The 19,586-nt window shown below is 32.7% G+C and carries 17 protein-coding genes; 10 read left to right on the top strand and 7 right to left on the bottom strand.

What is annotated here, in order from left to right; genetic code table 11:
* Window positions 1–25 precede the first annotated feature (25 nt).
* A complete protein-coding gene (locus ACA31_RS02750; RefSeq protein ID WP_057511851.1) occupies window positions 26–541 on the top strand; it encodes a DUF4064 domain-containing protein in 516 nt (171 codons plus the stop codon).
* 102 nt (window positions 542–643) lie between these two features.
* Here ACA31_RS02750 and ACA31_RS02755 read toward each other — a convergent pair whose 3' ends face one another.
* Window positions 644–1,255, bottom strand: a complete 612-nt coding sequence (locus tag ACA31_RS02755) for a YktB family protein (RefSeq protein ID WP_057511852.1) — start codon at window positions 1,253–1,255, stop codon at window positions 644–646.
* A 270-nt stretch (window positions 1,256–1,525) separates the two neighbouring features.
* Here ACA31_RS02755 and ACA31_RS02760 point away from each other — a divergent pair, with 270 nt between their 5' ends.
* Entirely contained in the window at window positions 1,526–2,344 is an 819-nt protein-coding gene (locus ACA31_RS02760) for an inositol monophosphatase family protein (RefSeq protein WP_057511853.1), read from the top strand.
* A 101-nt stretch (window positions 2,345–2,445) separates the two neighbouring features.
* On the opposite strand, the gene ACA31_RS02765 is transcribed toward ACA31_RS02760, so the two are convergent.
* Complete coding sequence (locus tag ACA31_RS02765) at window positions 2,446–2,637, bottom strand: DUF5325 family protein (RefSeq protein WP_057511854.1); 192 nt, start codon at window positions 2,635–2,637, stop codon at window positions 2,446–2,448.
* Between the two features lie 98 nt (window positions 2,638–2,735).
* Here ACA31_RS02765 and typA point away from each other — a divergent pair, with 98 nt between their 5' ends.
* The gene (gene typA / locus ACA31_RS02770; RefSeq protein ID WP_057511855.1) at window positions 2,736–4,583 is read left to right on the top strand and encodes a translational GTPase TypA; all 1,848 of its coding nucleotides are present in this window, start codon (window positions 2,736–2,738) and stop codon (window positions 4,581–4,583) included.
* A 267-nt stretch (window positions 4,584–4,850) separates the two neighbouring features.
* Here typA and ACA31_RS13055 read toward each other — a convergent pair whose 3' ends face one another.
* Together ACA31_RS13055 and ACA31_RS02775 are read right to left on the bottom strand one after the other, a co-directional pair.
* Window positions 4,851–5,024, bottom strand: a complete 174-nt coding sequence (locus ACA31_RS13055) for a DUF2197 domain-containing protein (protein ID WP_081325282.1) — start codon at window positions 5,022–5,024, stop codon at window positions 4,851–4,853.
* 2 nt (window positions 5,025–5,026) lie between these two features.
* Complete coding sequence (locus ACA31_RS02775) at window positions 5,027–5,509, bottom strand: hypothetical protein (protein ID WP_057511856.1); 483 nt, start codon at window positions 5,507–5,509, stop codon at window positions 5,027–5,029.
* A gap of 322 nt (window positions 5,510–5,831) precedes the next feature.
* On the opposite strand from ACA31_RS02775, the gene ACA31_RS02780 reads away from it, so the two are divergent.
* The 3 genes from ACA31_RS02780 (at window position 5,832) to ACA31_RS02790 (ending at window position 11,547) form a co-directional block, all read left to right on the top strand.
* Window positions 5,832–6,107: a YlaN family protein gene (locus tag ACA31_RS02780; protein WP_057511857.1), complete on the top strand. Its 276-nt coding sequence runs from the start codon at window positions 5,832–5,834 to the stop codon at window positions 6,105–6,107.
* A gap of 388 nt (window positions 6,108–6,495) precedes the next feature.
* Window positions 6,496–7,731 carry a cell division peptidoglycan polymerase FtsW gene (gene ftsW, locus ACA31_RS02785; protein WP_057511858.1) on the top strand — a complete coding sequence of 412 codons (1,236 nt, stop codon included), beginning with the start codon at window positions 6,496–6,498 and terminating at the stop codon, window positions 7,729–7,731.
* Window positions 7,732–8,091: 360 nt separating this feature from the next.
* Window positions 8,092–11,547: a pyruvate carboxylase gene (locus tag ACA31_RS02790; protein ID WP_057511859.1), complete on the top strand. Its 3,456-nt coding sequence runs from the start codon at window positions 8,092–8,094 to the stop codon at window positions 11,545–11,547.
* 278 nt (window positions 11,548–11,825) lie between these two features.
* On the opposite strand, the gene ACA31_RS02795 is transcribed toward ACA31_RS02790, so the two are convergent.
* Window positions 11,826–12,734 (bottom strand): COX15/CtaA family protein, encoded by a 909-nt coding sequence (locus ACA31_RS02795; RefSeq protein ID WP_057511860.1) that lies wholly within the window; start codon window positions 12,732–12,734, stop codon window positions 11,826–11,828.
* Window positions 12,735–13,019: 285 nt separating this feature from the next.
* Here ACA31_RS02795 and cyoE point away from each other — a divergent pair, with 285 nt between their 5' ends.
* Together cyoE and ACA31_RS02805 are read left to right on the top strand one after the other, a co-directional pair.
* Window positions 13,020–13,931 carry a heme o synthase gene (gene cyoE, locus ACA31_RS02800; RefSeq protein WP_057511861.1) on the top strand — a complete coding sequence of 304 codons (912 nt, stop codon included), beginning with the start codon at window positions 13,020–13,022 and terminating at the stop codon, window positions 13,929–13,931.
* Between the two features lie 24 nt (window positions 13,932–13,955).
* Window positions 13,956–14,417 (top strand): DUF420 domain-containing protein, encoded by a 462-nt coding sequence (locus tag ACA31_RS02805; RefSeq protein ID WP_057511862.1) that lies wholly within the window; start codon window positions 13,956–13,958, stop codon window positions 14,415–14,417.
* A 142-nt stretch (window positions 14,418–14,559) separates the two neighbouring features.
* On the opposite strand, the gene ACA31_RS02810 is transcribed toward ACA31_RS02805, so the two are convergent.
* A complete protein-coding gene (locus tag ACA31_RS02810) occupies window positions 14,560–16,818 on the bottom strand; it encodes an ATP-binding cassette domain-containing protein (RefSeq protein WP_057511863.1) in 2,259 nt (752 codons plus the stop codon).
* Window positions 16,819–17,005: 187 nt separating this feature from the next.
* On the opposite strand from ACA31_RS02810, the gene ACA31_RS02815 reads away from it, so the two are divergent.
* Together ACA31_RS02815 and ACA31_RS02820 are read left to right on the top strand one after the other, a co-directional pair.
* Window positions 17,006–18,055 (top strand): CAP-associated domain-containing protein, encoded by a 1,050-nt coding sequence (locus ACA31_RS02815; protein ID WP_057511864.1) that lies wholly within the window; start codon window positions 17,006–17,008, stop codon window positions 18,053–18,055.
* 17 nt (window positions 18,056–18,072) lie between these two features.
* Entirely contained in the window at window positions 18,073–18,507 is a 435-nt protein-coding gene (locus ACA31_RS02820; RefSeq protein ID WP_002507979.1) for a YlbF family regulator, read from the top strand.
* Between the two features lie 90 nt (window positions 18,508–18,597).
* Here the strand turns inward: ACA31_RS02820 and ACA31_RS02825 are convergent, their stop codons facing one another.
* Window positions 18,598–19,518 (bottom strand): glycerophosphodiester phosphodiesterase, encoded by a 921-nt coding sequence (locus ACA31_RS02825; RefSeq protein ID WP_057511865.1) that lies wholly within the window; start codon window positions 19,516–19,518, stop codon window positions 18,598–18,600.
* Window positions 19,519–19,586: the final 68 nt, after the last annotated feature.

Here is a 19,586-nt window from a genome sequence, read left to right on the forward strand (position 1 = left end):
TTAATGAATTTATAGGAGGAAGAGTATGAGTAGGAAAACAGAACGTATTCTAGCATGGATAGCAATTAGTCTTAGTTTAATTTACTTATTATTTATGGTGATTGTTTATACTTTCATCAACGTACCAGAATTTAAAGAAGTTTTTAATGAACTAAACCAAGGACAAGGAACAGAAATGAACCCTGAAGCCTTTAAAGCTACTATTCTACTTCAAGGTATTTTTACACTTGTTTCAACGATTTTAGCTATTATTGCGGTCTTTACTATTAAAGGTAATCGAATATTAGCAGGATGTTTATTTATTGTTTCGTCTATTATTGGTATATCTGGTGGCAACTTTATAGCAATGATTTTATGGTTAATTGTAGGTATTATGTTATTTGTGAAAAAAGATAACAATAATCAAGGGAATCAAATTAATCAGATGCCAAATTATAATATTTATAATAATGAAAAAGAAAAACAAAAGCCCCAGCAACAAGATATGGATCCTGAGGCAGAAATGAAACGAAAAAAAGATGATGACCCGTACATTTATTAAATGTATCTGGCAATCATTTATAAAGATAAATAAGTGACAACAGAAAAAGCACGCTACTTAAAATGAATTTAAGTAGCGTGCTTTTTAGATATTTCAGATGGATTATTTATAGAATTTGAGTAATTGTTCGAAGGTTTCTTCAAGGAAGTTTAAAAAGACTTTATCGCTTTGTAATTGTTCGGCATTTGGTGACAATGTACGAGCTACAAAAAACTCACCTTTTTTAACTTCTTTAACACGATTGAGCGCTTTATTTAGGTCTTCATCTGACATTTCATGAATGTAAAATTTTTCTTGGCTCATATGATCAGGACTAATGCTATAGTCGTTTGGTAAATTTTTAAGTATTTCAAATTGGTCTTCGAAAGCTTTTATTTGTTGTGCTTTGTCTTTTGTTTCATGCATGATACCATACATGACAAATAATTGATTTTCAAATAGACCTATTTGAAAGTGTGGTTGCATTTTATAACCGCGTTTGTTTGTAGCGAAAGCGACCCACGTATCTTTTGGTGGATTAACTTTTCGGCGCGCATGTTTAGCTACGTGTGGGTAAAATTTTTCACCGGTTACTGTTTCTAAATATTGTGCGAAATAATCACCTAATTCATTAAGCTGGGGTCGGATACGTTCATTTAACGCTTCCATTCTTGCGTCAAGACCATCAACTGTGAATGCTTTGAAATCTCTAGGTTTAAATATGTACTTAGTCATTGGGGCCTCCTGTAAATATTATATACGTTTGTATTGTAGCATAATAAAATTGGAATAACAGTGTCTTTGACTATTATGCGTACCTGAAAACATAACTTTATAGTGGGCGTGTAGAAAAGAAAAAATAGGGTATATATGTAAGAAACCATAAAATATTCAAAATATAAGTTTATACATATTATTTTTAGATATTAGATAATAGAAAAGTTATGCATTAACTTTTTGAGTATTAATTACTGTATAATGGAAAGTGAATAAGGAGCTGATACAATGACTGTTTACGAGTTTGCTAAAGGTCTCATATTAGAGGCAGGGAATAATGTAAAAAAGATAATGAAAGAAGATATAGAAATAGAAACAAAATCAAATCCTAATGATTTAGTGACGAATGTAGATAAAGCTACAGAAAACTATATTTTTGAAAATATTTTACAGACATATCCTAACCACCATGTTATTGGTGAAGAAGGTCATGGTCATGATCTAAATGATGTAACAGGTGTTGTATGGGTAGTGGATCCTATTGATGGCACATTGAATTTTGTACATCAAAAAGATAATTTCGCAATTTCTATTGGTATTTATAATGATGGGCAACCTTATGCAGGATTTGTATACGATGTGATGAACGATGCACTATATCACGCTAAGGCTGGCGAAGGGGCGTTCGAAAATGAAAATCGACTTCCTGAAATAAAATCGACACCTTTAAGCACAAGTATCATTGGTATCAATCCTAATTGGCTAACCAAACCACGTTTAGGTGAATTATTTAAACCTATAGTAGAAGAATCTAGGAGTGCCAGAGCTTATGGATCAGCTGCTTTAGAAATCATTCATGTCGCAACTGGTAAATTAGCTGGGTATATTACACCTAGGTTACAACCTTGGGATTTTGCAGGTGGTCTCATTGTCTTAAATGAAGTGGGGGGGAAAGGTACAGATTTAATGGGAAATACATTATCAATTTATGAACCTAGTTCGATTGTTATGGCGAATAAACAATTGCATGCCGAACTCATTGAACAACATTTTCAAAAAAATAATGAAATCATTGGATTATTGCAACAACGTTTAAAAAGTAAATAATAAAAAATCATTTTAGAAGAAAAAACAACCTATGAAAAGCGCCTCAATCCTATTTTTAGAATTGAGACGCTTTTATAGATTGTATATAAAATTTGACTCGATTATAGCCAATCGTTTTCGCGGTATTTCTTTTTTAAAGTGAAACCGTAACCAAATGTTGCAATGAATAATATAAGTGTTAAAATCATCAATGGAACATTTGTTGCAGCTAAACTAAAGCTAAATAAAAGCAAGAATATTACAGCTACTATAGCAAGTACCCAAAATATTGCTTTCGATTTTTTTTGTTGCATACTACCACACCTTTATAGTTTTCTTTAACCAATTATATGATATAATAAAAAAGTTGCAAAGAAAAGTGGGAATTTACTCGAGAAAGGAATTTGTATAAATGACTAATAGAAGAGAAGACGTTCGTAATATAGCTATCATCGCTCACGTTGACCATGGTAAAACAACACTAGTAGATGAGTTATTAAAACAATCAGGAATATTCCGTGAAAATGAACAAGTAGATGAAAGAGCAATGGATTCTAACGATATTGAGAGAGAACGTGGTATCACAATCCTTGCTAAAAATACAGCAGTTAATTATAAAGACAACCGAATTAATATTTTAGATACACCAGGACATGCTGACTTCGGTGGAGAAGTAGAGCGTATCATGAAAATGGTTGACGGTGTTGTACTTGTAGTAGATGCTTATGAAGGAACGATGCCACAAACACGTTTCGTATTGAAAAAAGCATTAGAGCAAAACTTAAAACCAGTTGTAGTTGTAAATAAAATTGATAAACCAGAAGCACGTCCAGAAGGCGTAGTAGATGAAGTATTAGATTTATTTATCGAGTTAGAAGCTTCTGACGAACAATTAGATTTCCCAGTCGTTTACGCGTCAGCTGTTAATGGTACTGCAAGTTTAGATGCAGAAGCACAAGATGAAAATATGCAATCTCTATATGAAACAATTATCGATTATGTACCAGCACCAGTTGATAACAGAGACGAACCATTACAATTCCAGATTGCGCTATTAGACTATAGTGATTATCTAGGACGTATTGGTGTAGGACGTGTGTTCCGAGGAACAATGCGTGTAGGTGACAGTGTATCTTTAATTAAATTAGACGGAACTGTTAAAAACTTCCGCGTAACAAAAATCTTCGGTTTCTTCGGTTTAAAACGTGAAGAAGTTAACGAAGCATATGCTGGCGATTTAATTGCCGTATCAGGAATGGAAGATATTAACGTTGGTGAAACAGTAACTCCAAGTGATCACCAAGATGCACTTCCTGTATTAAGAATTGATGAACCAACCCTTGAAATGACATTTAGAGTTAACAATTCACCATTTGCAGGTCGTGAAGGTGATTATGTAACGTCTCGTCAAATTCAAGAACGTCTTGACCAACAATTAGAAACAGACGTTTCACTAAAAGTTACGCCTACTGAGACTCCAGATAAATGGATCGTTGCAGGTCGTGGAGAATTACATTTATCAGTCCTAATAGAAAACATGAGACGTGAAGGCTTTGAATTACAAGTATCTAAACCTCAAGTTATTTTAAAAGATATTGATGGTGTGAAATGTGAACCATTTGAACGTGTACAATGTGAAGTACCGCAAGAATATACAGGTTCTGTAATTGAGTCATTAGGCCAACGTAAAGGTGAAATGCTTGACATGGTTACAACAGATAATGGCTTAACTCGTATTCTCTTTATGGTTCCTGCTCGTGGTTTAATTGGTTATACTACAGAATTTATGTCTCAAACTCGTGGTTACGGTATTATTAACCATACATTTGAAGAATTCAGACCACGTGTTAAAGGTCGTATCGGTGGCAGAAGAAATGGTGCGCTTGTATCAATGGATCAAGGTAAAGCTAGTGCTTATGCAATTATGGGCTTAGAAGACCGTGGTACAAACTTTATGGAACCTGGTACAGACGTATACGAAGGTATGGTTGTTGGTGAACATAATCGTGATAACGACTTAACAGTTAACGTTACGAAAGAAAAGAACCAAACAAACGTACGTTCTGCTAATAAAGATCAAACTGTAAGTATGAAACGTCCAAGAATTTTAACTTTAGAAGAAGCGTTGCAATTCATCAATGACGATGAACTTGTAGAAGTTACACCAGAGAGTATCCGTATTAGAAAAACAGTTTTAGAAAAATCAGCACGTGAAAAAGAAGCTAAACGTGTCAAACAAATGATGCAAGATAGTGAATAATTAAATAGGATTTAATGTGAGAACCAAACTAGATTACATTGTCTAGTTTGGTTTTTTATTTTAGAATTAGGATTTAAGATAACGTGGTTAAGAAAATTAAATATATTGTTATTAACAGCATATGTACATTATGTTTTAAAACATATAAAAATAGCTAATCCTTTAACAATTTGAGCTGCATTTTAGTTACGGCTCATAATTATTAAACAATTAGCTATTATAATTATAAAATTAGTTTGTTAAATTGATGAGATATAAAACTTTGTGTTAAAGATGATTATAAGTCGTTACTTGATTGCGCTGTTTAGGTGTATCAAGTCTACTTTTACACTCGTCACACATAAATGTGTGCATCGGATCATTTCTGAGTCTTTTCGCTTCTAATGTATTTTGATCGATAAATACTTCCATATCACAAATAATACATTGAACTTTTTTCATGCTTAGATCACCTCGATATGAGTAACATATGCAAATTGGTAAGAATAACCTTCTTTTGGAATGTAAACAAAGCTATCTACACTATAATCATCATATAATCTTTTACCATCTTTAGCGAATTGGAAAAAAAGGTAAGGTAATAAATCAATTGGAACCTCGATGGCATCATTTTCATTATATAAACGGATTGCTTTTGCAGAATCATTTGGTTCAGCATTTTTGAAAAAAGGTGTCATATTGATAACAAATGATTGTTCCAATACTGCACGTCTTTTATATTTTATTTCAGAATTTAATGTTGGTGGATTGGTTTGACCTTCCAAAATTGCACGATTCCATTCACGGTTATCGTCAAAATTGATTGGCTTTGTACCGTCGAATACACCTTTTTCTAAATCTTCAATTTGTACTTTTCTATCATCAAAAATCCAAGTTGTACTATCTAATGATATTGGAAATTTAACTGCGCCCTTAATTTGAATCATAGTCCCACTCCTATTTGTATATCTTATCTATCTTTATAACAAAAATATATAAAAATGAATATTTTGTGAATGTTTCTCATTTGTAAGTGAACATTTCATATACGCATTGTACTATAAAATTTACATTGAAATAAAACGTTTTCAAAATAGATGCCAGCAGGCTAATCATTCCGTAAATAAATATATTTGAGATAAAGATTTCTTTAATATCAATATTATCACAAATAACACGGTTTAGTATATTAAGGAATTCACTTGCATTTTATGAATCAGTAAGATACACTTCTACATATAAAGTTACAATTGATAGGGGGAGTATGTCTTGGTAAAAAATCAAAAAATAAGCAATGCGGCATATGACCAGTTGAATAATGATGCTGATAGGATTCTCCAACTTATAAAAGTACAAATGGATAATCTGACGTTACCTCAATGCCCGTTATATGAAGAAGTACTCGATACTCAAATGTTTGGATTGCAAAAAGAAGTAGATTTTGCTGTTCAACTTGGTTTAGTCGATAGAGAAGTGGGCAAAGATTTAATGCTACGATTAGAAAAAGAACTTTCTAAATTGCATGACGCATTTACTAATGTTTAATATGGTTAAATAAATATATTTTTTTGACTGGGAAGATTTTAACCAGTTTTAAAATTACACACAACTTGTATAAGTAGTATCTTTAAAACTACATAACATATTTCGGAGTGGCTGGGACATCAATATATTGTTGATTGCATCGCAGCCATTTTCTTTTTTTAAAAATAGACAAATGACAAAATTAATAGTTAAAATAGTGGTGTTTAGTGTTATATTTGTTCGGAATATTATAGTGATGTTTGATATAATGTTAAAAGTGTAATTTATTTTTTATGAAACAGACCCAATATCTTAAGGCGATTTACAACAATAAATATCGTTTTAATGTTACGAATTTGAGCTGGTAATGATAAATGATATTAATAATTAGAATTGGATGATATGTCAAATGAATAACATAAAACAATTTTTTCGATATATTGGTAGAAATGCCAAATATATTGATTATCCGTTAGTAATTACATATATTTTATTATGTCTAATAGGCTTAGTAATGGTATATAGTGCAAGTATGGTTGCAGCTACAAAAGGTTCATTGACAGGTGGCGTTCCAGTGACTGGGACTTACTTTTATACAAGACAATTAATGTATGTAATCATGAGTTTAATTCTTGTCTTTTTCATGGCATTCTTTATGAATGTCAAATTCCTCGAAACCATCAAATTTCAGAAATGGATGATGATGATAGTGGTTGGTTTACTTGTAGCCACTTTACTTGTAGGAAGTAATATTAATGGTTCAAAAAGTTGGATCAATTTAGGTTTTATGAATCTACAAGCTTCGGAACTACTGAAAATTGCAATACTTGTATATTTACCTTATATGATAGAAAAGAAGCGACCAAAAGTTTTTAAAGAACCTAGACTATTAGCATCACCGATTATTTTGGCTTCATTTTGTATAGCACTTGTCCTTTTACAAAGAGATGTAGGACAAACGTTATTAATTTTAATTATCTTCTTTTCAATCTTGTTTTATGCAGGAATAGGTGTTCAAAAATCACTCAAATATGGTTTGATGATTTTAATCGGTGTATTTATTATAGGCTCACTATTTCTACTATTAGGATTAGTTCCAGATTACTTGACTGCCCGTTTTAGTACATTAACAAATCCATTTAGTAATGAAGAAGGTACTGGGTATCATATTTCTAACTCCTTGATTGCAATCGGAAATGGTGGACTATTTGGGCGAGGGTTAGGTAATAGTATTATGAAATTAGGATACTTACCAGAACCACACACTGATTTTATCTTTTCGATTATTGCTGAAGAGCTAGGTTTGGTAGGCTGTGTCGTCGTGATATGCTTACTATTCTTTATAGTTTATAGAGCATTTGAACTTGCAAATAAGACTAACTCTTACTTTTACAAGTTGGTCTGTGTAGGTATTGCAAGCTATATTGGTAGTCAAACATTCGTTAACTTAGGTGGTATTTCAGGTACAATACCGTTAACAGGTGTACCATTACCATTCATAAGTTTTGGTGGTTCTTCAATGATAAGTTTAAGTATTGCCATGGGTCTATTGCTAATTACAGCGAAGCAAATTAAAATCGAAGAATTAAGAAAGAAAAAAGCAAAAAAAATTAATAATGATGTAGGGGTTTCTAGAAGAACATAGGTTAATTAATTATGGTATCTATAATATGAAAGTGTAATTTGTAAAAGCAAACGTTACAACAGTAAAATGTTGAAAACGTTTGCTTATTTTTATAAACAGGCATCTTAATTTTGAAAAACTTAGTGTTTTTATTATACTATAGCTATGATATAAAATCTTAGAAATGCGAGTATAATACAATGTTTAGAGACTACTGCATACAAATAAAAATTTATCTAACAGCGATCACAATTCAACAGTTTAAGTAGTGTTTCTTGAATAAGCGAATAAACTTTTATTTGTATACATTGTTCGTATTTTGCTATAATGGTTCCTATATCAAACTTTTTAGAAAATTCAAATTTTAAGGGGGACCATGTTTTGAAAAAAATAAATAAACTTATGGTAGCCAATCGTGGAGAAATAGCAATAAGGATTTTTAGAGCAGCAACTGAGTTAAATGTACAAACAGTTGCGATTTATTCAAATGAAGATAAAGGGTCTTTACATAGATATAAAGCAGATGAGTCATACTTAGTAGGCGAAGATTTAGGTCCTGCAGAATCATATTTAGATATTGAGCGCATTTTAGAAGTGGCAAAACATGCCGATGTAGATGCAATTCACCCTGGTTATGGTTTTTTAAGTGAAAATGAAACATTTGCACGCAGATGTCAGGAAGAAGGCATCAAGTTTATTGGGCCACGTGTTGAGCATTTAGATATGTTTGGGGACAAAGTTAAAGCAAGATCAACAGCAATTAAAGCAGATTTAACAGTTATACCAGGTACTGATGGACCTATTGATAATCAAAAAGATGCTATAGCTTTTGCAAACGAAGCAGGCTATCCACTTATGATTAAAGCAACAAGTGGTGGCGGTGGTAAAGGCATGCGTATTGTTCATGCAGAAGATGAATTAGAAGATGCATTCCACCGTGCTAAGTCTGAAGCTGAAAAATCATTCGGTAACAGTGAAGTATATATTGAAAAATACATCGATAACCCAAAACATATAGAAGTTCAAATTATGGGTGATGAACATGGTAATATCGTACACTTATATGAACGTGATTGCTCTGTGCAACGTCGTCACCAAAAAGTAGTGGAAGTAGCGCCTTCAGTTGCGTTGTCTGATGATTTAAGAGAACGTATTTCTGATGCTGCAATCCAACTCATGGAAAATATAAAATACGTTAACGCAGGTACTGTAGAATTCTTAGTATCAGGAGACGAATTCTATTTCATAGAAGTGAACCCACGTGTGCAAGTTGAACATACAATTACTGAAATGGTTACAGGTGTGGATATTGTTAAAACACAGATACTTATAGCAGACGGAGAAGTATTATTTGATGATGAAATTAGTATGCCAAAACAAGAAGATATTCAAACGTTAGGATACGCTATACAATGTCGTATTACGACTGAAGATCCTACAAATGATTTCATGCCTGATACGGGGAGAATCATAGCTTACCGTTCAAGTGGTGGTTTTGGGGTTAGATTAGACGCTGGTGATGGTTTCCAAGGCGCGGAAATTTCACCTTATTATGATTCATTACTCGTGAAACTATCAACTCATGCGATGTCATTTAAGCAAGCAAATGAAAAAATGGATCGTTCGCTACAAGAAATGAGAATTCGTGGCGTTAAAACAAATGTGCCATTCTTGATTAATGTAATGAGACATGAACAATTTAAAACTGGCGATTATACAACGAAATTCATCGAGAAAACGCCAGAACTTTTTGATATAGCACCAACACTTGACCGTGGTACAAAAACACTAGAATATATAGGCAATGTTTCAATTAATGGTTTCCCGAACGTTGAAAAACGATCAAAACCGATTTATGAAGCATCTCCAATTCCGAAGACTGCTAAAAAAGAAGTTGACCAATTAGAAGGTACTAAGCAACTATTAGACGCACAAGGTCCTAAAGCAGTTGCAGATTGGTTAAAACAACAAGAAGATGTATTAATTACAGACACAACATTTAGAGATGCACATCAATCATTACTTGCTACTCGTGTACGTACGAAGGACATGATGAACATTGCTTCTAAAACTGCGGATGTAATGAAAAATAGCTTTTCATTAGAAATGTGGGGTGGTGCAACATTCGATGTCGCATTTAACTTCTTAAAAGAAAACCCGTGGGAAAGATTGGAAAGATTGAGAAAGGCTGTGCCAAATGTACTATTCCAAATGTTACTACGTGCTTCTAATGCAGTCGGATATAAAAACTACCCTGACAACGTAATTAAAAAGTTTGTCAAAGAGAGTGCAGACGCTGGAATTGATGTATTCCGTATATTTGATTCATTAAACTGGGTAGATCAAATGAAAGTAGCAAACGAAGCAGTACAAGAAGCAGGTAAAATTTCAGAAGGTGCAATTTGTTATACAGGTGATATCTTGAACCCGAATCGTTCTGACCTGTACACATTAGAATATTATGTGAATATGGCAAAAGAACTTGAAAGAGAAGGCTTCCATATTTTAGCGATTAAAGATATGGCCGGCTTATTGAAACCTAAAGCTGCGAACGAGTTAATTGGTGAATTAAAAGCTGCGGTAGATTTACCTATCCATTTGCATACACATGATACAAGTGGCAATGGCATACTTGTTTACAAACAAGCGATAGATGCTGGCGTAGATGTCATTGATACTGCCCTAGCATCAATGAGTGGGCTAACAAGTCAACCAAGTTCTAATTCGTTATACTATGCATTAAATGGTTTTGGTAGAAATGTGCGTGCGGATATTGATGGTATGGAAGAATTATCTCATTATTGGGGTACAGTGCGTCAATATTATAGTGATTTTGAAAGTGATATTAAATCACCTAATACCGAAATTTATCAACATGAAATGCCAGGTGGACAATATTCAAACTTAAGTCAACAAGCTAAAAGTTTAGGGTTGGGGAATAGATTTAACGAAGTGAAAGAAATGTACAAACGTGTCAATTTCTTGTTTGGCGATATTGTAAAAGTAACGCCTTCTTCTAAAGTGGTAGGTGATATGGCTTTATACATGGTACAAAATGATTTAGATGAACAAACTATCATTGATGATGGCTATAAATTAGACTTCCCTGAATCCGTTGTATCATTCTTTAAAGGGGAAATTGGCCAACCAGTAAGTGGTTTTAATAAACAATTGCAAAAAATCATCTTAAAAGGTCAAACAGCTTTAACAGATAGACCAGGTGAATATTTAGAGCCTGTAGATTTTGAAGCGGTAAGAAAAGAATTAGAAGAGAAACAAGAAAGAGAAGTTACAGAACAAGATATAATCAGTTATGTGTTATATCCAAAAGTTTATGATCAATTTATCTCAACGCAAGAACAATTTGGTAATGTGTCATTGTTAGATACGCCAACATTCTTCTTTGGAATGAGATCTAACGAGACAGTAGAAATTGAAATTGACACAGGTAAGAGACTGATCATTACACTTAAGACGATTACCGAACCTGATGAAAAAGGTATTCGTACAATTTTCTATGATATGAATGGTCAAGCGCGTCGTATCTTCATTCAAGATGAAAACGTCAAGGCAAGTGAAAGTGTGAAACCTAAAGCGGATAAATTAAATCCAAATCATATCGGTGCTCAGATGCCAGGTTCAGTTACTGAAGTTAAAATTTCAGAAGGTGAATCAGTTACGAGTGGCCAACCTTTATTAATTACAGAGGCAATGAAAATGGAAACAACAATCCAATCACCATTTGATGGTGTGGTTAAGAAGGTTACAGTTCAAAGTGGAGAAGCAATTCAAACAGGTGACTTATTAATTGAAATTGAAAAAGAACCAGTAGATTAAATTTATTATTTTACAATGAAACAGCCGTCAGGTTTCCCTAAATGGGAATCTGGTGGCTGTTTCTATTGCAACAAAATATAATAGAGGAGGGTGATTCTAACAGTCAGAAGTCCATTCAAATCATTGCCATTTAAAAAAATAATCAATCATTCATTAGTTGAATTAATTAAATGCAAACAGGTGATATTAATGAATAATAGCTATAAAAAAACCAAATGCTGAAAAGGCATTTGGTTTGTCTACGTACTTTTTCTGTTTATTAACGAATCGAAACTTATTTATCCGCCACTTCGAATCGTTCGTAGCATTAATACTATAAAGTATGCTATTAAACCAAACAATATGGTAATAAAAAGTGCATGTAACAAAGCAATAAATAAATTAACATTTGTCATCATAGATAAAGCACCTGTAATAACTTGCAAGACTACTAAAATAAAGGCAGCTGTATAACCAAATCGAATTGTACGATTTTGACTATAATTTTTTACTGCATGGATAAATGCAAGTAATATCCAGATGAAAGTAATTAAAGCCATGCCTCTGTGTGTAAAGTTTACCCAATCTTGCACGTTATGAGGTATGATATCGTCGAATGGTAAAGGCCATTTACCATATGCTAAACTGGCTTCTTTATGTCTTACTAGTGCACCAGTGTAAATAGTTAAATACACAACAATTGCCATAATCCATGTATAAATTCTTAATGGTTTTCTGATAAATAGTTCATCTGCTTCATATTTTCGATCAACTTCAAAAATAATTAAAGTTAAGATAAATACTGATGAAAATGAAATTAGAGAAATACCAAAGTGTAATGCCAACGTGTATGAATTTTGTTGCCATATTACTGCTGCTGCACCTACAAGCGCTTGGATGACTAAGAACCCAACACTTATAATACTTAACGGTTTTACTTCTTTAATATGACCAATATGCTTCCAAGCAACTATAGCTAACCACAATACAATAATTAATGATAAGCCTGAAACTGCACGGTGACTTAATTCAATCAACGTTTGAATTGGTAAATTTTGAGGTAAAAATGCACCATGACATAATGGCCAGTCAGAGCCACATCCATCTGCCGAACCAGTCTTGGTAACTAAGGCACCACCCAATTGAACAAAAGCCATAATGAGTGTTGCTAAAACAGATAACCATTTTAGGTTTTTTTTGCTAAACAAGAATTAACCCCCCACTTATATGTAAAACTCTTGAGACATTAAATTACATTCAGTTGTAACATTATTTGTCGTAATTATTGTAATTTTTTAATCTCGAAAAGGCATACTTATAAAATTTAAATAAATCTTAACTAACATTATAACAAGAAATATAGATTAAATTGTGTCACAAAAATGACTATTTGTGAAAGTCGTTAAAGTGTCACAAATAACTTTACATAAATGTAGTCAATAACACAAATTTAATATATCATTGTATTATATGAAAAAAATAGGAGGGAAATTATGAACAAAGAACAAACTTTGTCACATAATTCTAGTCGTGTAAATTTTAAAGAGATACAGCAAATCATCAAAATGGGGCTTGTACAAGGAAACTTACTACCCGCATTTGCTGGTACATGGCTTGCAATTGTGTTGACGAATCATTCCTTCCTCTCGTCAATACCACAAATCTTAATGATGTTGGTGGGCTCTACGTTAATTATGGGGGGCGCATGTGCTTTAAATAATTATTATGATCAAGATATTGACAGTATCATGCCAAGTAAACAACAGAGACCAACAGTTAATGAGAGAATCACAGATAGAAATTTATTGATTCTCAGTTTTGGAATGATGCTTATAGGGGAAGCGTTACTATTTGCATTAAACATACCTTCAGGAGTAATTGGCTTGATAGGGATTGTTGGATATGTTTCATTTTATTCTATTTGGTCTAAACGTCACACGGTTTGGAATACAGTAATTGGTAGTTTCCCAGGAGCAGTGCCACCACTAATTGGTTGGACCGCAATCGAAGGAAACCTCAGTTTAGTAGCAGTAGCGCTATTCTTAGTAGTATTCTGTTGGCAACCAGTTCATTTTTATGCGTTAGCAATTAAGCGTAAAGATGAATATTCATTAGCAAATATTCCAATGCTACCATCCGTTAAAGGGTTTAGCCGTACGAGAGTGAGCATGTTTATATGGCTTGTATTCTTATTACCACTACCATTTTTACTTAGCACTTTAGGCACAACGTTCATTGTGATAGCAACATTGTTGAATTTAGGTTGGGTATATATGTGGTTAACAAGTTTTAAAAAAGATTTAGATCAAACGAAATGGGCAACAAAAATGTTTGTTTATTCATTGAATTATTTAGTAGTATTCTTTGTGCTCGTTGTTGTCGTATCATTAATACAAATGTTCTAATAATTAATAATGAGGATGTAATATATGAATTTACCAATTTTACCTACTTTAAGTACAAGTTTTATTGTTATTAGTGCGATCTTAGTTGCAATAGGTTGGCGCAAAATTTGGAAAAGAGAAATTGAAAGTCATAAAAAAGTAATGCTTAGTGCGGCATTTTTTGCACTCGCATTTTTCATCATTTATGCTTCGAGAACTATTTTCATTGGTAACACTGCTTTCGGCGGTCCTGATTCAATGAAAATTTATTACACTATATTCTTAGTATTCCATATCAACTTAGCAACAATTGGTGCAATTTTAGGTGTATCACAAATTATTACGGCATTTAAAGAGAAATTTAAAGTGCATAGATTTGTTGGTCCAATTGCATCAATTGTATGGTTCTTCACTGCAATTACTGGTTTAGCAGTATACGCATTACTTTATGTAATCTATCCTGGTGGAGAAACAACATCGCTAATCAAAGCAACGATTGGATTATAACTAATATTTAATTTACTATTAGTCATTTTACGTAAAAGATTTCTGGCATATAATAAAAATGGTAAGCAATCAAATTTTGATTGCTTACCATTTTTTTAGTTACAATGATATAGTTAATAAACAATAATGCTAGAGGTTTATTCTAATCATTCAAATATCTTATTAAGTGTTTGGCTGTTACAGAATCTTTAGTATCTAATAAACCTTTTGGCTGTCCTTCATATAGTAATTGTCCACCTTGTCCACCAGCGTAAGGTCCTATATCAATGATCCAGTCTGCATGCGTCATCATGGTTAAGTTATGTTCTATAACTACTACTGTGTTGCTGTCATCAATAAGTTGATTAAAACAGTCTAATAATATAGGTATGTCATCTTCATGTAATCCTGTTGTAGGTTCATCAAAGACAAAAGTGTGGTGATTTACAGTACATGTTAAATATTTACTTAGTTTCACACGTTGAACCTCGCCACCTGACAATGTATTTAACGTTTGACCTAATGTCATATAATTTAGCCCCGTGGATTTTAAAGCGTTCAAAGGTGTTGAAATATTGTGTTTTGAATGGAAAAATTCGATTGCTTCATCTACAGTTAGCGCAAGAATATCTGCAATTGAATAACCTGCTACTTTAGCATCAAGCACTTCTGGTTTATATCTTAGTCCATTACAAACATCACACGTTTGAGTAAAATCTGGCATAAATGCAAGTTCGGTTTTTAAAATACCTTTACCATGGCACTCTGGACAGGCGCCTTCTGAATTATAACTAAACATAGATTTTTTTAATCCTGTTTCTTCACTGAAATAGCTTCGTACTTCATCAAATATATTTAAATAAGTGAGTAAGTTAGAACGACTTGAAGCATGCACAGGTTTTTGATCAATAAAAATAGTGTCTTGTAACTGACTTAACCCTTCATGAATTAAAGAACTTTTGCCGGAACCTGCGACACCAGTCACCACAGTCATAGCCTCTTCTGGTATTTGAGTTGAAACATTTTTTAAATTATTACGAGATATATTAGATAGTTTAATAAAATGTTGGCTCTCTCTAGGTTGTGATTTAAGCTCATGCATTCTTCGCAGTGCAACGCCTGTACTGGTAGTTGATTTTAATAAAGCATTATAAGACCCAGCAAATGTGATCTCGCCACCATTTTTTCCAGCAAGTGGACCTAAATCTATAACGTAGTCAGCAATACGTATAACATCAGGATCATGTTCTACGACCAACACAGTATTACCTTTGTCTTTTAAAGATTGTATGATTTCATTTATACGTTGTATGTCATCAGGATGTAAACCAACACTAGGCTCATCTATAATGTACATCAGATCACTTAAAGGGCTATTAAGATGTCTTATTAATTTAATGCGTTGTGATTCACCACCTGAAAGCGTGGTAGTTTCTCTAGATAAAGTTAAGTAATTAAGGCCAATATAACTTAAAGATTGTAATTGTTGTTGTAGTGGTTCAATAATAACTCGTGCTTTATCTGAATGAATGTTTTTAATAAAATCTAACGTATCATCAATGGATAATTGAGTGAAATCTGCGATGTCAAAACCATTAATTTTACATTTTAAAATATCTGGGTGTAATCTTTTTCCGTGACATTTCGTACATTCTTTTGAAGTCACGACACGATCTATGGCTTCTCTAAATTTATTTTTTTCAAAATTATCATTGAGTAAAAAAGAACGTCTGAAGCGATGAATTAAACCTTCGAATTTGGCTGTTTTAGGCCAATTATTAGGTGGGTTTTTCAGTTTAGTAGGCTTTGTGTACAGCAATGTATTAAGTTCTTCTTGGGTATAATCTTTTAATTTTTTATCATTATCAAATAAACCTGTATACAAATAGCGCTTGCCTCTCCAACTATCCGGTCTAAAAGAGGGGAATCGTATCGCATCTTCGTTTAAAGATTTATTAAAATCTAACAGCTCATTTAAATCTATGTCTTCCACGTACCCTAGACCTGAGCATGTATCGCACATTCCTTTAGGATTGTTAAATGAGAATATGTCAGAGTAACCCACAAAAGGTTCTCCTATTCGAGACCATAATAATCTTACTGAAGCATATATATCAGATATTGTACCTACTGTTGAACGTGAATTGCCACCTAATCGTTTTTGGTTGATAATCATAGCAACTGGTAGGTGTTCAATCAAATCTACTTTTGGTTTGGAATATTGTGTTAATTGATGTTGTATATATGTAGAATATGTCTCGTTTAAAAGACGTTCTGATTCGGCAGCAATTGTATTAAATACTAATGAAGATTTTCCTGAACCTGAACGACCAGTAAAAACCGTTATTTGATGCTTTGGTATATCAACAGAAATATCTTTTAAATTGTTTTGTTTTGCGCCGTGAATACAAATTATTGTCATAATTTTCACCTCTCAATTATAATTATACCCAATAAAGGATGATGTATCACTTGTATCGCTGAATCGTAAAAATGTGTATTTTGAATGACCTGTGCTAATCTTAACAAAGAATTTATAATGTCATACCTTGCTTGTGACATAATGAAACATGTACAATAAATGAAAGTAATATATAGGTGGGTGAGCGATGAAAAAACTAATAATTAAAATTATTGGTGTATTATTATTAATTTGTTTTTTAATTTATTTATTTTACTCACCGCGTTTAAAGTTTGACGTACTCGAAAATCCTAATAAAGATTCAACTAAAATGACTCAAAATAAGGATGCTCAAAAAACTGAGACAAACGCTGAAAATCCGAAGCCTAAAAAAGGCGTAAGTACGTGGGTTGGTCAAAGCTTAGATAAATTAACTGATAAATATGGTCAAGCTGATCGAGTTTATCCATATAAAAAAAATTTTAAAAACTATGTATTTAAGCAAAAAGATAAATATTATTTGATTACTACTAAAAAAGGTATCGTTAAATCTGTTTATGCAACAGGTAAAGATGCTAATGTAAATCCAATAAAAATACAGGACGATGCGTCACATGTTTTTGAAAAATATAGTATTAATCCAGAACCAATGATTACCGTAAATGGTAAGCAATATGAATTTGAGTTATCTGATTCGGATATGAAAACACAAGCACTCATTAAATTTAAAGATATCTATGCTCAAGTATACATAGATCAACAATCTAATGAGGTTGTCGCGGTTAGATATTTAGATAGTGAAGCTCTGGCAGCATTTAAACCATATCAAATGTTATCTACCAAAGAGGATAAAGAGGTTAAAAGCAAATATAGTAATATTACTTATGAGCAAAACTCAAATCAGCTAACGACACTTTATGAAATTACAAATGAAATGAGAAAGTTAAAGGATGCCGATCCATTGAAAGTTAATAATCATTTAACGCATATTGCCTCATTTAACTTGTATGAAGCAATTGGTACTGATAGTGTTGAATTTACTGAAGATGCTTTAAAACAACAGCTAAATGAGCAAGAGGTGCCATTTGTATCTGCTAGTCAAAATGTAGGCTATGATTTTAACGAAGTTCCAACTTTAATACATAGTTGGCTCAACTCAGATATTCATAGATCTAGAATGTTAAACTCTAAATATAATGAAATGGGTGGCGAAGTAACAAATGGTTACTACACAATTATTTTTGTTGAAGATAAATAGAAAGGAGATTTGTAACGATGATTACTGAAGAAACATTAACAGTGCTTGATGAAATTGAAGCACTTAGTGATAAAATACTTGAATCAAGATTATATAAAGAATATAAAGAGGCTGAACAACAGTTGGCGGATAATGATGAAGCACATTTATTATACCAAGCATTTTTGAAATCAAAAGATAAATATGATGAAATTATGCGCTTTGGTAAATACCACCCTGATTACCAAACGGTAATGTTAGACACACGTAAACGTAAACGTGCTTATGAAATGCTACCAGTTGTAATGGATTTTAAACAAAAAGAAGTTTTATTACAGGATTTAATAGATGAAGTGATTGTTAAAATTGCATACGCTGTTTCTGAAAATGTAAAAATTGAAACAGGCAACCCATTTTTTCAAAAAGACGCAAGTGGCTGTGCTACAGGCGGATCATGTAGCTGTTCACTTTAAGCTAGATTTTTAGAGTCATCAATAATAAATATTGAATAAAGCTGGGACGCCTCATTGAGGTTTCCCAGCTTTATTGTGAAACATACATTATTAGTGATAAGTATGTTTAAAGCGTTCTGCTAAATCTGGTCTGTCAGTAACAAGTGTATGCGCATCATTAAAAATTAAATCATTCATTAAGTCGAGATTATTCACCCCATAATAACCTGGAATGATGTCACGCGTGTTAAGCCATTGAATGAATTTTGGTGAAGTTAGTTTAATACCTTTGAATGAAACAGGCATTTGGAAAGTGTGTGCACGTGGTTGAAAGGTATTGCCTAGACTTAAATAGAACTTTAAGAAACCTTCTGCAACTTCACTTTGACTTGCGCCAATGGCTACTGTGCCATTACTTATTATATTAAAACGTTCAATTTGTTTACTGTGGAAACTTGTTACTAATACGTGATTTTGAGCATTATTAGCAACAATGTCCTCATATATAATTTCTGGTACGAGGCGGCCATGTTCACTTTCAGGGTCATCTTTTAAATCGACATTAATCAATTGATTTGGATATAATTTAAGTAATTCATCAAAAGATAAAATATAAGCATCTTTGTGACCTCGATAAGGTTTATGTCCGTTTATATCTACAAAATGATATCCTGAATCTAACTGTCTTAACTCTGCTAAAGTATGTTCTGATACTTTACCCGAACCGTTAGTTGTACGATTCACGTCTTCATCATGGAAAACGATAAGGTTTCGATCTTTTGTAAGTCTCACATCTGTTTCAAATCCATCAATCCCGTGTGCTGCTGCATTATCAAAAGCAAGTTTAGTTTGCTCTGGTCTCACAGCCATACCACCGCGATGGGCAAATATATATGGTGCAGGTTTAGAAAAGAAAGATGGTATACTTTGATTATTCGGTTTAGCTTTATATTTAGTAATTAAAAACACGCTACCGACTAAACCAAGCGTACTTAGAAATCCGCCCTTAATTAATTTATTGATTTTTATCACGAGCAATCCTCCTCAGTTTTGAGTATATAGAGTAATATAGCAAATGTTTGTGATACATCAAAATAATT

It is taken from the genome of Staphylococcus sp. NAM3COL9, from assembly GCF_001431205.1.
Classification (GTDB): Bacteria; Bacillota; Bacilli; order Staphylococcales; family Staphylococcaceae; genus Staphylococcus.

Bases quoted from the DNA above. Each gene is read 5' to 3' on its own strand.
- ACA31_RS02750 (WP_057511851.1), top strand. From the start codon at position 26: ATGAGTAGGAAAACAGAACGTATTCTAGCATGGATAGCAATTAGTCTT.
- ACA31_RS02755 (WP_057511852.1), bottom strand. From the start codon at position 1,255: ATGACTAAGTACATATTTAAACCTAGAGATTTCAAAGCATTCACAGTT.
- ACA31_RS02760 (WP_057511853.1), top strand. From the start codon at position 1,526: ATGACTGTTTACGAGTTTGCTAAAGGTCTCATATTAGAGGCAGGGAAT.
- ACA31_RS02765 (WP_057511854.1), bottom strand. From the start codon at position 2,637: ATGCAACAAAAAAAATCGAAAGCAATATTTTGGGTACTTGCTATAGTA.
- typA (WP_057511855.1), top strand. From the start codon at position 2,736: ATGACTAATAGAAGAGAAGACGTTCGTAATATAGCTATCATCGCTCAC.
- ACA31_RS13055 (WP_081325282.1), bottom strand. From the start codon at position 5,024: ATGAAAAAAGTTCAATGTATTATTTGTGATATGGAAGTATTTATCGAT.
- ACA31_RS02775 (WP_057511856.1), bottom strand. From the start codon at position 5,509: ATGATTCAAATTAAGGGCGCAGTTAAATTTCCAATATCATTAGATAGT.
- ftsW (WP_057511858.1), top strand. From the start codon at position 6,496: ATGAATAACATAAAACAATTTTTTCGATATATTGGTAGAAATGCCAAA.
- cyoE (WP_057511861.1), top strand. From the start codon at position 13,020: ATGAACAAAGAACAAACTTTGTCACATAATTCTAGTCGTGTAAATTTT.
- ACA31_RS02805 (WP_057511862.1), top strand. From the start codon at position 13,956: ATGAATTTACCAATTTTACCTACTTTAAGTACAAGTTTTATTGTTATT.
- ACA31_RS02810 (WP_057511863.1), bottom strand. From the start codon at position 16,818: ATGACAATAATTTGTATTCACGGCGCAAAACAAAACAATTTAAAAGAT.
- ACA31_RS02815 (WP_057511864.1), top strand. From the start codon at position 17,006: ATGAAAAAACTAATAATTAAAATTATTGGTGTATTATTATTAATTTGT.
- ACA31_RS02820 (WP_002507979.1), top strand. From the start codon at position 18,073: ATGATTACTGAAGAAACATTAACAGTGCTTGATGAAATTGAAGCACTT.